Annotated in this window: 9 protein-coding genes; 6 read left to right on the forward strand and 3 right to left on the reverse strand. The window is 53.4% G+C overall.

Translation table 11 applies throughout. The annotated features are described in order from the left end of the window. Positions 1-130: 130 nt before the first annotated feature. From XX99_RS08805 to XX99_RS27175, 6 genes are all read left to right on the forward strand, one after another. Positions 131-487 carry a helix-turn-helix domain-containing protein gene (locus XX99_RS08805; protein WP_260315341.1) on the forward strand — a complete coding sequence of 119 codons (357 nt, stop codon included), beginning with the start codon at positions 131-133 and terminating at the stop codon, positions 485-487. A gap of 302 nt (positions 488-789) precedes the next feature. Then, complete coding sequence (locus XX99_RS28620; RefSeq protein ID WP_050058979.1) at positions 790-1,077, forward strand: PqqD family protein; 288 nt, start codon at positions 790-792, stop codon at positions 1,075-1,077. Next, on the forward strand, positions 1,074-2,450 hold the full coding sequence (locus tag XX99_RS08815; RefSeq protein ID WP_050058980.1) for a hypothetical protein: 1,377 nt from the start codon (positions 1,074-1,076) through the stop codon (positions 2,448-2,450). Before XX99_RS28620 ends, XX99_RS08815 begins: the two co-directional genes overlap by 4 nt. Continuing rightward, positions 2,435-4,843 carry a lasso peptide biosynthesis B2 protein gene (locus XX99_RS08820; RefSeq protein WP_082125395.1) on the forward strand — a complete coding sequence of 803 codons (2,409 nt, stop codon included), beginning with the start codon at positions 2,435-2,437 and terminating at the stop codon, positions 4,841-4,843. Before XX99_RS08815 ends, XX99_RS08820 begins: the two co-directional genes overlap by 16 nt. Before the next feature lie 30 nt (positions 4,844-4,873). Continuing rightward, on the forward strand, positions 4,874-6,721 hold the full coding sequence (locus tag XX99_RS08825; RefSeq protein ID WP_050058982.1) for an asparagine synthetase B family protein: 1,848 nt from the start codon (positions 4,874-4,876) through the stop codon (positions 6,719-6,721). A 135-nt stretch (positions 6,722-6,856) separates the two neighbouring features. Then, positions 6,857-7,012 carry a hypothetical protein gene (locus XX99_RS27175; protein WP_156185876.1) on the forward strand — a complete coding sequence of 52 codons (156 nt, stop codon included), beginning with the start codon at positions 6,857-6,859 and terminating at the stop codon, positions 7,010-7,012. Positions 7,013-7,155: 143 nt separating this feature from the next. Here the strand turns inward: XX99_RS27175 and XX99_RS08830 are convergent, their stop codons facing one another. The 3 genes from XX99_RS08830 to XX99_RS08840 form a co-directional block, all read right to left on the reverse strand. Further along, the gene (locus XX99_RS08830; protein WP_156185877.1) at positions 7,156-9,303 is read right to left on the reverse strand and encodes a hypothetical protein; all 2,148 of its coding nucleotides are present in this window, start codon (positions 9,301-9,303) and stop codon (positions 7,156-7,158) included. A 199-nt stretch (positions 9,304-9,502) separates the two neighbouring features. Further along, entirely contained in the window at positions 9,503-12,694 is a 3,192-nt protein-coding gene (locus tag XX99_RS08835; protein ID WP_050058984.1) for a TonB-dependent receptor, read from the reverse strand. Between the two features lie 67 nt (positions 12,695-12,761). Continuing rightward, positions 12,762-15,767 (reverse strand): RNA polymerase sigma factor, encoded by a 3,006-nt coding sequence (locus XX99_RS08840; protein ID WP_184084808.1) that lies wholly within the window; start codon positions 15,765-15,767, stop codon positions 12,762-12,764. Positions 15,768-16,019 lie beyond the last annotated feature (252 nt).

Consider the following 16,019-nt stretch of genomic DNA (forward strand, 5'->3'; position numbering starts at 1 on the left):
ACTCGTGAGAAGCTCTGTCCCCAAAACACTCTCGGCCGTCGAGGGAGAAGTGATCGCAAAGATAAGACTCTGGAGGGCGACGCCCGAGGATGAGTTTCACCAGGAACTCATGAGATATCCTGCGCGCGTTATGCAGCACTTCATACTTCTCTACCACGGCCATGTGAAGCTCCACTTCCGACCGATTGCGAGGGAGCTCGGGGTTGAGATGAGAACTCTCGAGCGGGCCTTCATTGAAGAGTTCGGGAAGAGCATGTTCCAATGCCAGGTCGATGCGCGGCTCGCATTCGCGCAGACACTTCTGCGCTGGATGCCACCTCCAAAGATCAGCGTGGTCGCCAGCATGCTTGGTTACGACGAGCCACGAGACTTTCATCACTTCTTCGAAAAGCACACGGGTGAGACGCCCTCTGCGTGGGGACGCAAGGAACGCGAGAAGGCGAAGCTTGATATCCGCCTGGCTGCCGGCAGCGATGAACTCTTTTAGCACCTAGGCCACGATAACGCCGCTCCCGAAAAGGCGAACAGTGTGAGCGACACTTTGTCGCAGTGTCCGACATGCTTTCGATTGCTCTCGCGATCATGACAGTGTCAGACTCTTCCTCACAGTTGGGTCGACCCCTGCTGAGTTTCTTGAACATCAGGTGCACCCAGTTTCGTCAAACGGATGCCGTCGGTCTGAGGGCTCGTTCACCCTTGCCATTCGGTATGTGCTTGGTCTACTCGTCGGGCGCGCAAACTCGTTCAGTCTGAAGACTAGAACTAAACCTTTCCCTGTGAGGTGACGATATGGGGCGACCTGCTCCGCAACTTCGCTCCATCGTGGATCAAGATGGGGCAGTTGTTCTCAACAGCGCACGAAATCAGATTACGTCTCTCGATGCGATGGGAGGTTACATCTGGCGACGACTCGAACTGGGTATGGCGAGAGAGGAAATAGTCCACCACCTCGTCGAGCAGACAGGCGAGGACGTAGCAACAGTTGAGCGCGATATCAATGAGTTCTTCTTAGACCTCGCGTCACGGTCGCTGCTAACCGACGTACCTACCACGCTGCGACCTCAGGAGGGGCGATGACTTCCGGCCAGCCAAACGAAGATCACGCAGCTTATCGACTGTTGCTAGTAGTGCCAAGGCTGAACTTGGCATTGCTGGAAGAGGGGAAGGGCAGACCTCGGCTGCCACATATTGACATCCCTCGATACACGCGCACGGCGGAACAGATTACAGAGGCCGTTTATGAAATATGGGCACTCCGGACCGTTGTCATTGACTGGCTTCACGGACACGATGAGCCCCCCTACTGTGCTGTGTTGGAGATTCTAAATCCATGGCCTTCTCCATGCGGGGAGCTTCGCCCCGTTCCCATCGCTCAAATCTCCGAAGAAGTCCTACCGTCAGACGTGCTTGCGACAGTTAACGCCATGCTGGACGGCAACTGTGAGAGTCGCGGGCCCTTCTCCCGCTTCGGCTGGATCAAGAAAGCAGAGCAATGGGTCCGAGATTGCGCTGAAGATCAGGCCCTTAATTTCACAGATGTTCGACAGTTCAATGCGAGCGGTGCGTTCGCCCTCGTTCGATTTGGTTCTCGTTCCTCCATATCAGCATATTGGCTGAAGGCGGTCGGAGAGCCTAATGCGCATGAGTTCGTCACTACTTCTTATCTCGTCGATCAATGTCCCGAGTACTTACCGAAGATTATCGGTATGCGGGGTGACTGGAACGCGTGGATCATGGAAGAATTTGGCTCCTCCCTGCACTCATCGGATTCACTAGTTGACTTTGAAATGGCCGCTATCAGGTTGGCACATCTTCAGAAGAAACTCGTTGGCAGGACTCATGATCTGCTCGCGTCGCGGTTCATCGATCATCGCCTGTCGGCACTGATCTCACACATCGACGAGCTGATCGACTTCCTTGAAGAGGCTATGCGGACACAGACTAGCACTAGGGTTCCCGTGCTTTCACGGGGGCGGCTCCGCGAGATCGGACGTCTGCTACACGAATCATGCGGAGCAATGGATACCCTGGCCATTCCTGACTCCGTGATGCATAGCGATATTAGCCCGGGAAGCATTCTTGGGGATGGTATTGGATGCGTCTTCACTGACTGGTGTGAAGCCTATGTCGGCAATCCCTTTGTGACTCTAGAACAGCTATGTGTACATACGGCAAGGAAGACGAACGACCCGACTCTCTGGCGTGCAAGTCTGACGTCCGCCTACTGTAGCTGCTGGCGCGATGTCTTGACAGAGGAACAGATCGGTAGAGCCCTCGAATATGCCCCGTTGATTTCTGTCTTGTCCTATCTTCATGGCCGTGGTGACTGGCTGCACTCAACTCGGAGACAAGAGGCAGAGTTTCAAAGCTATGCTCGGAGCCTTGCCCGTCACATGGACAGGCTTGCGGCCAGTAATGGCCAGACGGGGGTTGAATGGCAGTCTGTGTAAATGCACCTAACGGAGTAGTAGAGACAATCCATGGGAAGCTTGTGGCAGATCCCTATCGTTGGCTAGAGGGCCGGAACTGTCCCGAAACTGAAGAGTGGCTTGCGGATCAGGGCAAACGCTTCAAGGACTACTTTCAAAGGCTTGGCAGTCTAGATCCACTCCGTTCGCGAGTGCGGGAATTTCTGGATGTCGACGCCACTGATCAGATCGGAAAAGTTCAGGGGCGTTACTTCTACCGCAAGCGCAGGGTTGGAGAGCAACAAGCGTCAATTTACGTCATGGATTCTCATGCCCGGGCGGAGCACGTGTTGGTAGATCCACGAATCTTAGGAATATACGCATCAGTTGGAATCTATCGGATTTCGAAGGATGGGAATATGGTCGCCTATGAGCTTAAGCAAGGCGGCGAGCATAGCAAGGCAATCCACGTCGTTGAGACCAATTCAAGGAGGACTCTCACGGACCACCTCCCAACTGGTCTGTCTCGAGGATTCGCGTTCCGCCATGCGGCTGACGGGTTTTACTATTGCCACGATTTCCTCGGTAACGACCCAATGAATCCCTTGAGCAACCATCAAGTCAGATTCCACCGTTTCGGAACAGATATAGCAGACGACGAAGTGCTTCTGAGCTTCCCTCGCTCTTACGCTAGCAAACTTGTTTTCAACGCTGGCGATAAAATGCTCTCCGCGGTGCTGTACCAGAAACGTGGCGACCAATATCTGGTCGATCTTCACGTTGGACATCAAGATTGTCATGGCTCGTGGAATCGGATTGCTCAAAATGTGCCCGCGCCGTTCAATCCATTTATCAATCGTGACAAGCTGCTAGTGGTCTCATATGATCGAGCGCCCAAGGGGCAGATCGTTGAGTTGGATCCTATCGACTGCCATCAGATTCGCGTCGTTGTTCCGGAGTGGAAAGTTCCAATCACTCGGCTGACGGTCATTCACGATCGAATTTATATCAACTATCTAGTAGGTGCTGAAGCTGCTGTGCGAATCTGGTCGTTCGATGGAGAGTATTTGGGAGAGATCCCCTTGGAGAAAGGGTGTACTTGGGACATTCTGCCAACATATTCATCGGAGGCTGAGGAACTCTTTCTCTCTCGCGAATCCTTTACGAAACCCCCGACTTTGTATTCCTTCAGTGTCGATACCCGGGAGCGTGCGGTTTGGAGCCAGAATAGTGTCGCTGCCCTGAACTTCCCTATCGCTTATCAGAAGAGTATGTACACAGCCGAGGATGGCACTTCTATTGCGATCTTGCTGGTCAGTAGCTCCACTTTGAGTCTGAAGGATCGCCCGGTGGTGATGACAGCATACGGAGGGTTCGGTGTGACCCTCACCCCTCAGTTTTCGGCGTTTATATCGATTATGTTGGAACGTGGATTCGTCTTTGCATTGCCGGAGATCCGAGGCGGAGGGGAGCACGGAACGGACTGGCATGAAGCAGCGCGTCGCAGAAGCCGTCAGGTGGCCATCGATGACTTCATTGCGGCCGCGAAATGGATCTGCGAAGAAGGCATCACGAAGCCGGCGAAACTGGCAATCTTTGGGGGATCGAACTCCGGTCTCCTCGTGGGTGCCGCGATCACACAGAGGCCGGACCTCTTTGGAGCTGGCCTATGTGTTGCCCCATTGTTAGACATGGTTCGCTACCACCGCTTTGACCGAGCTCATGTATGGGCGCAGGAGTACGGGACATCTGACGACCCGGATGATTTCGAGGCGCTATATAACTATTCCCCCTATCATCACGTCGAGGAAGGCCGGAACTACCCCTCCCTTCTCTTTGTTACTGGCGACAAAGACACTCGCTGCAATCCAGCTCATGCGAGGAAGATGACCGCTCAGTTGCAGAATCGTGTTGCCCAGATCTCACCAATATTGCTCGACTACAACCCTCAACGAGGACATTCTCCGACGATGCCATTGGCAGTGCGGATTGACGCTCTCGTCCATAGGATTGCATTTCTTTGCGGCGAACTCGGAGTGGCCACCCATGAGGAACATTGTCCTGTAAGACTCATCTCCAGTGCATCAGGGTGTCTTCTCAAGACAGAGTGGTATTTGCAGAGGCATCGGGAAAAGCCACTTCAATCTGTTCTTGAAGGAATTCCTACTGCAGAACACAACACAAAGCGTTATTCGGTTCAGCTTGTGTGTCGTGCAATAGACGTTGCGTGTGTCCTGTATTTCAAAGAGGTGAAATGTTTGCAGCGTTCTGTCGCGCTGACGATGCTGCTGCGTCGCTACGGTTTAGCTGCGGAGCTTGTGATCGGGGGACAGATCGTCCCACCCAAATTTCATGCATGGGTAGAGATGGATGGCCTTGTAGTAAATGACAAGTCCTATGTGTCCGAACTTTACCGTGAACTGCAACGGTGTTGAACGAGGAATCGGACATCGGGAGGATCCTTAATGAGTGTCATTTATGGCATCTGCGGCTTGGAGGACCCCAAGGCTAATAGGGAAGCTTTGGGTAGTCTCGCTCATACTACTGCTAGGTATGGGGCTGATGGGACTTTCATCGCTGCAAAAGACTCTGTGGGGATGGCCTATCAGGCTTTCCACACTCATGGCAGATCGCATCTTGGACACCAACCGTATCTTGATGCACGCGGGAATATGGTCACGCTAGACGGCAGGCTGGATAATTTCGAAGAGTTAGCCAATGCACTAGGAATTAGCCCCGTCGAGACTTCAGACTCATCGTTAGTACTAAGCGCGTTTGAACAGTGGGGCAAGGAATGCTTTTCGCATTTCATTGGCGAATGGGCTGTTGCCGTATGGAGCGCACAGAGTCAAGTCCTCTATATGGCCCGCGATCACGCAGGATCAAGAACTCTGTTTTACAGGAGGATCGGCGATGTAGTTCTCTGGTCCACCTATCTAGAGACGTTCTGCCAACAACAAAATCAGCTTGAGCTGAACAAGGAATACCTTGGTTGTCTTCTTTCCTGTCAGCCTGTAGGTGATTTGACTCCTTATAAGGGAATCCAGGCTGTTCCCCCCGCGCACTATGTCGAACTAAAAAAAGGAAAGATGACAACGGAGCCCCACTGGAATAGTGGAACATGCTCGCAGATTCACTATCGTACTGATGTTGAGTATGATGAACACTTTCTCCAACTCTTTGGACGCGCAATTAGGCGTAGCACGATACCTGTGGAGGTCATCCTGGCCGAGCTTAGTGGCGGGATGGATTCTTCATCCATCGTGTGTATGTCCGATCACATGTCCAATTTAGCAAACCAAATAGATACGGTCTCGTACTATGACGATACCGAAGCAGATTGGGATGATCGCCCTTATTTCCAAGCAGTGGAAAGATATCGTCAGAAGGATGGATTTCACGTCGATGTGTCTTCGCGGGCTCCTCGTTACGAACCCGTCTCCTTGGATAACAGAGCCTATCCTTATTTCTGTGGAGACCGAAGTTATGTCGACATTGCAAATCTGTTTGAACGGATCGTAGGGGACGGACGCTATCGTGTCATCCTCTCGGGAATAGGGGGAGATGAGTTGCTGGGCGGAGTTCCGACCGGAATGCCTGAATTGGCAAACTATCTCCGCGAATGTCAACTGCCCAAGTTAATCGCTCGAACATTTTCATGGTGCTTACCCGGGCGCCAACCTCTTATTCCGATGCTGTGGAATACCTTCAGATCTACGATCGATCTCTATCGGAAGCCTAGTCTTGACGATGAACAAATTCCCCCTTGGCTGAGTGTAGAACTGCCTAAAGTTAAAGGTTCTAGCCTCGGTCTGATTGGGGGAGCCAAAAAACTTATTGGCGCCAAGCCCAGTTCAGTTGCCAACGATCGCACATGGTGGTCGATTCTTGAGACTCTTCCAAATGGCTCCCCGGGCCTTAAGGGTTGCTACGAATATCGATTTCCTTATCTAGATCGTGACCTCGTTGATTTCTTACACCGTGTCCCGCGAGAGCAACTTGTACAGCCCGGTCGTCGTCGGCTCCTCATGCGCCGGGCACTTGAAGGTATTGTGCCGGCAGAGGTGCTGGAGCGGAAGCGGAAGGCGTTCGTCTCGCAGGCTCCGATCATTCATCTCCGAGAAGGAAGGCAGAGAATAGAGAAACTCCTTAGCGACCCACTGATTTCGCAATACGGCATCGTACATCAGGCTAAGTTGCTGTCAGCGTTTCGCGCAGCGCTTACAGGCGAAACGAAGTGGGTATGCCATGTCACAAGAGCGATTGAGGCGGAAGTATGGCTCCAGGGCCTTAGGGCACAAGCGGCGTACTAACGGACTTCTGCTTTCGATCAGCAACATACCCAAATAGGTTCCGCCCACGGAAGAAAGGGCGAGAGAGATCCGGGTGAGCAGTGTTAGCACTTAGCAATGCTCTCACGGAAATTGCAGTAAAGAGAGGAACAAATCATGCTATACACAAAAGCGCATGTCCTTAGCACTGTGAACGCCAACAAGGCAATCCAATCGACCGGAAACCACCCGCACGGCAAACGTCTGATGATCCTGGACAATGTCGGTGCGGGCGACAAATCCACCACTGGCGCATATGAGGCGGACGAGTAGTTTAGTCTGCCGCTCTCTAATAGAACCATTGCGGAGCTCTTCCAGCCACGGTAGACGGAGTCACATCTGTCTACCGTGCTTCTATCCTTGGCGTCGGTTTCGAAGGCTCAAAGTGTCGTGTGCTCGAGGGCGAGAAGAGCTATTCAGATAGGGTTAGGGTGGCTTTCCAATCGCTGCTGTTTCGTCGCCGCTGTTGCATCTGTATCCCGAAGTTGTCTGAGGTGTTCCCATCCTTCATATTGATCTCTCTTTGCAGGCTGGGGGTCTTCATATCCTTGGAGCCAGAACCGATACCAATCGAGATTTCGTTGGAGACTGGCGACGCGAGCCTTGGGGTGGTCCGGTTGGTGCTGTTCGTCGGGATAGTAATACATCTCGAATGGCTTTTTTAGACGGGACAAACCTTTAGTGATCTCGAACCGATTGGCTAGGTTTCGAGGAATACTTCCTGGCCATTTGAATGGGAGGTCCTCGTGAGCTCCGTATCCCATCATTTCCAAGAGAAGAGGCGTATGGATACTTTCAAGATTGAATGAGATGGAGTACTTCTCCCAGTTCCCCAAAGTGGACCCGTAAGGCGGACCTCCATACATGCGCTCATAGTCCCCGTCCAGCCACGGATATAACCAATAGTCGCTCAGACTATACTGCACGTTGTCGGCAACGGTTGCAGCGGCATAGCGAGTATGAGCGTGGACGAGATCGAATTCCACCTCCCATCCTGTTCTGCTGAAACCTATAATCCCCACTTTGGACGGATCGATTCTTCCAGTCTTGTCGAGCATGTCTACGGCACTGTCCCAAATGTCCATCTGTTGAACAGCCTCGCCGATGCCGCCTGGGTAGCCTTCGGGACGATTGTTGAGGTCATCCTGAAACTTCCAATCGATAGACTGTCCGCGGACGAGATACATCATTCCCGCTGCAGCGATCGGTTGAGGAGCGAAGGAGGGATCGTGACTCTCTCCTGAGTCACAGGCAAACCAGCCTGAATTTCCCTTCGTTTGAATCACAAGCGGATACCGCTTTGCAGGATCGTAGTGCGGAGGAAGGAACAAATAGCCTGTCACCTCCAGTCCGCCTCTGGTTGTCCAGCGCATAGTTTCCACTGAGGCTAGCTGTTCCTTGCTGAGTTCCGGGTTTAGGTTTGTGAGGATCTGGAGTTTCCTCTGGTCCATCGAATACTCGACCAGTTCAGGTGGCGTGGTGATCGTCTCGCGCGTTCCCATAATTGTTGTGCCATCTGAAGAGAGGAGGGAGAGTCGATCTAGGTCTGAGTGAGCCAGGTCAATTCGATCGACTTCGTGCCAGGAGTCGCCGGCGCGGCGGAGCCTTACGATCGCAGCAAATCCGCTTCGAAGGACAACGTCCCCGTCTGGTCGCCATGCCAGAGGCCCTTCGTGATGAAATGGGACGTTCTCGAAGACCTCCTCCACCTCCCCTGACTCCACGTCAACAGCAAAGAGGTTTGCGTCTGCCCCCGAGGTTCTATGAGCACGAATGTCCTGCTCTTGCCAACGGCTTCCAATTGGGGACGGCGAGTTTACAAGAAACGAGCGACTGTTGTTGGACCATAGCGGCGTACTCGCAGGGTATAGCGAGTTGATGGCCAAGGATGTCGCCGCGGTGTCTATGTCGTAGAGAACCATGATGTCGAACTGATCGGAATTAAGAAAAGACTTCATTACCGTGTCTTGTCTCCAACTGTCGGGGACGCTGTCGGAAAAGTAATTGAACAGGAGTCGTTTCCCATTTGGTGACAAACTGAGCGATCGTGCAAACGGCAGATGTGTTGTCTTGACATGAGTGAACGGATTTTCGATCGTTACCTGATGTGGTAAAGACCACCCCCCATCGCCTTTGCGACGACGGAAAAAAATGGATCTAGCCACAGTAGCATCAGTCATGTCTGGTCCCGACGCAATGCGATAGCCGCTGGCAATATCGTCGGTACTTGTTCCCGGCGTTCTCTTCGCCGAGGTCCCCGTATCTACGATCGTATAGGCTATAGTGTCTCCCTCAGAGTCGATGCTATAGGACTCGATCTGGTTCTGGGTGCTAGAAAGCCGCTGCAGCTTTTCTGTTGAGGTATCTACTATTACTAGCTGCGTGCTATTACCGCTCTCATCACCCATGAGTAATGCGACACGGCGGTCATCATTCAGCCAGTGAACGTCTGACAGGGATGCGCTAGTCAACACGAGCTTTCCTTCTGGCGAAGAGCTGCTCGTGAGATCGCGCACAAATAGTTTATAGTCGTTGCGATTGTGTTCGATGTTGGGTGATTTCACAAGATAGGCTACTCTCTTGCCGGTTGCGCTCAGCCATAGCCCAGTTATGTATCTAACGCTGATGCAATCGCTCGGTGACACGTTGGAGATTTGAGCCCATACGGTACCACTCGATCCTCCAACAAGAAACATGCACATACCCAGGATGCAATTGCGAATCCTGCTCATAGATACTCCTCTATCGGTTACCGAAGAATTCTTACCAGGTGAACTTCAAATTCAATTGGAGCGAACGGGGGCCGCCCATTTGATACAGCGGACTCAGGTTTCCGAGGCTCTGCGCGAGGATCTCTGTCGCTAGGCCAAATTGGACGTTCGTGCAGGTGCCCCCTACCGTACCGCCACATGTAGCGCCGATGAAGCCGAAGTTAGGATGATTGGAGATATTGAAAGCTTCCGCTCGGAACTGTCCGCGCAGTCTGTCATGGATCGGGAAGGAGCGTCGGATCGCAATATCGCCCTGGGCAGCTCCAAATCCTCTTACAAAATTGCGAGGTGCGTTGCCCGCTTGGCCGCTTGTCGGCATCGTGAATGCATCTGGATTAATACGGCGCCCACCGGGGTATACTGACCCGCTCAGATATAACGGCACGCCACCCAAAAGATTTAATCCTCCATATTCCGTCGCATGGGTCGCCGGATCAACATAGGAACTCCCGTTTAGCGTGATTGGAAAAGCCGTTCGAGCGGTAAATCTTCCGTCGAGACCCCAGTCTGAACTGAGAGTGCGCAGCCAGGAAGCGCCTCTAGTATGGGGAAGGTCGTAGGATACCGCGGAGGTTGCGTTGTTCCGAACGTCAAGGTCGGAATTGCCGTACTTATATGGGAAGGCGTCATCTTGCGATCCGTAGTCCAAAGCGTGAGACCACGTGTATGACGCTAGAACCTGGAGACCACGTGTGACCTGTCTTTGATATTTGAATTGCAGCGCGTTGTAGGTTGAGGTCAAGCCATTTGTGAACACATAGAGGTAGCCAAAATTAGGATTGATAGAGGAAATGTCGGAGAACTGTTCCCGCAGAAGCTTTCTTCCATTTGCGCCGACATAGGATAGCGTGACTGATTGTGAGTGACCGAGAGCCTGCTCCAGGCTCGCATTCCACTGCAATGTATAAGGCAACTGCAAGCGGGGCGAATAAGTAAAAATATAAGCATATGGAGCGCTGGGAGGATTGGTGATGGATGGCGCCACGACGTTAGGAGCGACCGGAAAGCTTGCCGACGTTCCGTAGTCCGTACCAAAGTAATTGTTCGCCGAAAACCCTGGCCCCTGAAATCCCTGCGATCCGGTCTGTTGCCCCGTGTCAAAGTAAATGCCGGCGCCACTACGAAAAACCGTCTCCCAATTAGGGCTGTTGTGGGCCACGTAGGCGACACCCAAACGAGGAGCAATTCCAAACCAATCCGTCCTCCACAGTGACGTACCTTGCGGAGCGAGTGTCATAGTTGCAATGTTATTGAGACCTACCACCGTGTAGGGCGTCGGGCCATGAGAGACACTCGGCGCTGGGTTAATATCCCACCGGACGCCCATTGATACGTTGATACGGGATGAAACCTTCCATTCGTCTTGTGCAAAAGCTGAGAAGTTAGCATATATAGGATCATTGGCGGCAGTGGAAGTTCCCGAGCCAAGATCGACGTTATTGGCTGCTGTTGTCGCTTCGCTGAAATAGTTATATGACGCATTAGCGATCTGTACCGGTATGGTCGGGGTTAGCTTACGCCAATCGATACCAAGTTTGAACGCATGTGCACCTTGCCGTAGAGCGATCGTATCGACTATGTTCCACTGCTTCTGTTGCCCGCGAACCGTCCCACTTTCCGAAATTGCCGGGTAATAGCCACCGAAGCCCGGCGAAAGTGATACCTCCGAGTTGGCACTAGGAATTCCTTGAAGGGCGAAGAGGTCGACGGGAATAGCACCTCCAAAATTATCGTCCGAATACTGATAAGATGTTCCGTTCGTGCTCAAGCTTAGGCGGAGGTCGTTGGTAATGTTTGGTGTGAAAGAGACCGTCGCGCCAAAAGTATAAGTGCGAGACAGGTACGTCGAGTTAAGGATGACGGATGGGGTTGAGGAGTCTGTAGAGGTACCCCGCGCCTTCGTGTAAGAAGGAGTATTACTAAACCGGAAGAATAGGTGAATTTTTTGGCTGACATTGTGGTCTAGGCGGGCGCTCGTTGCATCGAGTTGGCTCGGATTGGACCAAGCACCGACAAACTGGCCCATTCCGCTGGTGAGGTCCGGGTAGCCTATGGTCGGCAGCGGAAATGCATTCAAAGCCTGTTGTAGGGCGCCAGAAGTTGACTCACGCAGTGCAACGTCAGGCACGGCATTTACGGAGACCGGCGATGGTTGGACGAGCCGAAGTCCCTCGTATGAAAAGAAAAAGAAGCTTCGATCTGCTCCGTTATACACGTGGGGAATTCGGATAGGGCCACCAAGAGTTCCGCCAAAATCATTTTGTCGCTCCGCAGTTTTCTTGGTGACTGGAACTGTATTGTTGTTGAACCAACTGTTTGCATCGAGTGCATCGTTCCGGAAGTAATCAAAGACCGCCCCGTGCCAATCGTTTGTTCCCGATCGCGTAACGAAGGAAAACTGACCTCCGGGACTACGTCCAAATTCTGCCGAATAAGTAGAACTCTCGACGCGGAACTCTTGCAAGGCGTCCACTGAAACAAGCCCCTGTGTCGTTCCTAGGGCCGTAGAGGTTGGCAGTGAACCACCGACTGATGCCTGGTTGGGTCCCAAAGGGGCTCCAGTATTGGCACTTGCACCATCTACGGTGTAATAGTTCGATTCGGTCCGTTGCCCGTTGATGCTAAACTCCCCGGTGGTTCCCAACTGTCCGGAGTTGACCTGTGGCGAGTTTGTAATGGCTCCAGGAGTTGACAAGATTAGGCTCTGAAAGGTGCGGCCATTGAGGGGAATGTTGCTTACGAACCTGCTATCAATGACGGTGCTTACCGAGGCGTCGGTAGTATTGATCGTCGTGCCGCTTCCGTCGACTTCTATAGTTTCGGTTGAGGGACCCACCTTCAGGATCAGTTTCAGATGCTTGTCGTCTCCGACATTTAGCACAATGTTATCTACAGTTATGTCTGCGAACTGCGGTTTAGACACCGTCAGCGCATAGTGGCCCGGTTTTACGAATGGGAAAACTGCGTTCCCAGCGTTTCCGCTACTGACGCTTTGTTGCTGATTCGTGTCTGTATTCCTCAGTGCTATGCCTGCTTTGGACATAGCTGCGCCCGATGTATCGGCTACTGTCACGGATAAGCTGGCCGAACTTGACTGAGCATGACTCTGCCGGATGGCCAAAGTACAGACGGCCGCTAGCAGACATATGACAATCGCGCGACTAGTGATTTGTGTGGTGGGCATAGGTCTCCTGGGGCTTTATCAAAGCCAAGTAAGGCTGGAATTGTTCAGTCACTTTTTTCTGCTTGCGTCAGCGCTGTCCTGAGGACTGGAGGCGCTCGACAATCTCATGGAGCTTGCTCTCCTGAACTCTCAACTTGGACATCAGCTGCGCGATCACTACCGGGTTGGTGCTGGTGGGAAGACTGGTTGGAGACAAGGTGAGCCCGTCCGTTAGAAGACTTTGCAGGCGCTCACTGTCCTGATTCAGAGTTTGAGCCGCGTCACGAAGTTCGGAGATCGATGTAATCGTGTTCGGTGGTTTGACAGGAGTTGCAGACACATACGTGCGCTCCTGTTCGAGCAGCGCATGCAGTGTTCTTTCTAGTTCTGTGCGTTCACCGTCGAAAGCACGGACGTGTTTGTCGAGCAACGTGAGCCAGAGCATCTGATCTTCGGGCGTCATCTGTTGCAGTTCGCTGGGAGTGAAGTCGTCCGTCGCGATCTGGCGGATACTCCACGCCTCTCGGCTCAGCAGAGAGCAGTGCTCTAATGCGCTGCTGGCAATAGCGTGGACGCGGGCGTCAACATCAGAGTCGGCGGCCCCCGCAGTCGAGAGCGAGGAACGAAGCTGAGCATCCAACGGGACCCGCTGGCTCTCAACAGAAATCTCGTCGAGAGACTGCAGCTGGAGGTTCGGATGCGAGTCTGGCTTGGAGATCGGTTCGTCAGAGGCATGGAGGTCTAAGACGATGTTGTGGTTGCGTCGAAGTGGCGCGAGTACCCTGGCTACTTCTGCCTTCTGTGCTGTTGTCTGGAAGACACCGTCAATGGATGTTCTGCCATTCAGCGTTCTCTCCACGTTGACAATCCGCTCCACATCGGGTCCGAGGTTGCTGAGCAGTGTCAATGCTTCCAGGGTTGCATGCGAGTCTGAATTCTCAGTGGCATCTCCTCCTTCAGCCTTCTCTCCAGACGTGTCGCCGGATGGCGGGGCAAAGTCACTCTCAAGCTGTGGACTCGCGGGCAGGTACTCATACGTCAGCTCCTCGAATTTGTATTGGCGAATACTGTGGTGGTCCAAGATCTGAAGGACCTCTATAACGGGTCTTTTCGTGTCCTTGGTCAACGTCAGACTCGCTGCGATAACACTGGGTTGATCGCCCTGCGTTACCTGAGACATATTGACCTCGTACACATTGCCCACCATCTTCGCGCTGAGGTTCTTGTCGCCTCCTGACAAGGTTGCGAAGTCATCTGCCTCAGGCAGATGAATCCAGGGAATCGGGATCTGGTCACCAGGATCCTTTATGTTCGACTGGCGGTTGTGTTCGAAGGCGCGATCCGTTACCTTTCCTGTCTCGCTGACCCAATGCCCGGCTAGGACCTTGCCTCGTCGATCGAGAAGGCGGAGAGCGCGTCTTCGCGGCGAACTCCCGCGAAGGCTGTCGATCGTTCCGCTTTCAAGGATCTTTCCCTGGTCTGATCGAACTTCAAATGCAAACGTGCGGTGCATCGCGCCATGCTCCGGAATCGCTGCCTCTTCGGCTTTGGTCGAATCGGAGAGCAGGGCCGTTGCAGTGATCGGTGCGGTGAGATTCGTCTTCTGCGAGAAGCGGAAATACATCCCAGCGCTCAGAACGAGAGTGCCAAGTCCGACTGCGATAGGAACCGGCATCATCCAGTGTCCGGTAAGCAGGGAAGTGAACTTCTTCCAGAGACTCGCTGGCGGGTGGTTTGTCGGAGCCTCCGACAGCGCGCGGATCTCTAAGCTTGAGAGAGTCGGACCGTCGACGGTGGAGTCTGGAGCCGAATCTTCGACAGGCAGGTCGCGGTAGGAGATGTTGACGCCGGGTCCGTTGCCCGACCAGGTAATGTCGATCGTCAGTTCTCGGCCATCGCTCAACATGACGTGTGTCCGTTGCAACGGGATGCCGTTCCTGTCGACCTGAAGCAGGTCCAGAGAGGCAAGTGTGATTCCTTGCTCGCTTACGACCTCAACGAACTCGGGGCGAGAGATCATGTCCAGGTTGTTGAGGTGGAATTCATTGAACTCGCCGGTGATGGCCGTCGTTCCCAGCACCTGTCCGTTGACCGCAACCTGCAACTGTGCCGGACGGTGCTCGAATGCCTCACGCTGCTTGCGCCGCAAGCGTTGGAGGGTTTTCTCTCTGCGCCGCCCCTTGCTCGGTGGATCTTGATCGTCTGGCTCGTTGTCGTCGGAGGAGAAGTGCATATCGAGGCTTGGAATCCCAAGAATGTCGTTTGCGGTGTCGAGGCAGAGTCGGCAGCTTACAAGGTGTGCCAGTTCGTTCGTGCTCAATGTCTGCTCGGATTCTTCGGAGTATCGAGTCTCGATCACTTCCCGTGGGAGATGGTCTCCCAGAGCCCTGGAAAGTATGCGCTTTCGCAACTCCGCCTTGAGTTCGGTGGGATCGTCTGGCAGGTTGGCGTACCGTTCAATCGCAATTGGAGCTCGTGCCTGCGGCAATATCGAGATGATTGGAGCTGCCCCTCGATGTTGCTGGTGATGCGGGAACTGCAGAGTATGAGGTTGGGTGAGATAAGCCTTGGCTTCGAGACGCGCCGTATGCGTGAGCTTGTCGACGGTGGCCCGGCCGGTTCTGAGTAACTTGGCGATCTCACTGGGATAGTAGCCAAAGAAGAAGCGTAGGATAAGAACACTGGCTGCTTTATGGGTCATCCGCCTCGTGCAGGCGTACTCGCAGATCTCGGCCAAGCGGCTCCGTACCAGCAGTAGTTGGTTTCCGTCCACAGAAGAGAGAGCGATCTGAATAGAGTCGAAGTCGCTGATCTCGAGACCTGCCGCGGTATCCCGATTGCGGCGATTCTTCCTGATAAACAGATTCTTCAGGGCCTTATAGAGGTAGCCGCGGAGGCGGTCGGCGTCGTCCACCTGGACGGTGGATTTCGACTGGACAAAGCCTACATATAGGTCCTGCACGAGATCTTCGGCTTCTTCTCGCGAGCCGTGACACAGGTCTCGTGCACTCCTCAGGAGCCAGTCGTAGTGATCGAGGAATATCTCCTCGTGATTATGAGACTTCTCGATCTTCGTTACCTTCAGAAGGCCCACAACTTTCTCCTTTACCATGCTCTAGTCGCGTCGGAGTGCTATCTCCCTCCGGCGCTATTGGTCGCAAAAGGCCATTTCTCCAAGGCCCGATGGACCTTGAAGATGGCGCGTTTGAGGCGGCTTCGCCCAAGATGAATTGGGCAGCCTCACAGCTTGTCAGGGGAGGTGGAAGCTCTATGCGGCTATGCGAATGCGTGGCCGTACTGCAGGGTCTTCCTGGTGGGAGAAGGAGTACGAGGCACTCATGCACTT

Source organism: Silvibacterium bohemicum (assembly GCF_001006305.1).
In the GTDB taxonomy this organism is placed as follows: domain Bacteria; phylum Acidobacteriota; class Terriglobia; order Terriglobales; family Acidobacteriaceae; genus Silvibacterium; species Silvibacterium bohemicum.

Coding starts and splice junctions, on each gene's coding strand:
- XX99_RS08835 (WP_050058984.1), bottom strand. CDS start 12,694: ATGCCCACCACACAAATCACTAGTCGCGCGATTGTCATATGTCTGCTA.
- XX99_RS28620 (WP_050058979.1), top strand. CDS start 790: ATGGGGCGACCTGCTCCGCAACTTCGCTCCATCGTGGATCAAGATGGG.
- XX99_RS08815 (WP_050058980.1), top strand. CDS start 1,074: ATGACTTCCGGCCAGCCAAACGAAGATCACGCAGCTTATCGACTGTTG.
- XX99_RS27175 (WP_156185876.1), top strand. CDS start 6,857: ATGCTATACACAAAAGCGCATGTCCTTAGCACTGTGAACGCCAACAAG.
- XX99_RS08805 (WP_260315341.1), top strand. CDS start 131: ATGCAGCACTTCATACTTCTCTACCACGGCCATGTGAAGCTCCACTTC.
- XX99_RS08825 (WP_050058982.1), top strand. CDS start 4,874: ATGAGTGTCATTTATGGCATCTGCGGCTTGGAGGACCCCAAGGCTAAT.
- XX99_RS08820 (WP_082125395.1), top strand. CDS start 2,435: ATGGCAGTCTGTGTAAATGCACCTAACGGAGTAGTAGAGACAATCCAT.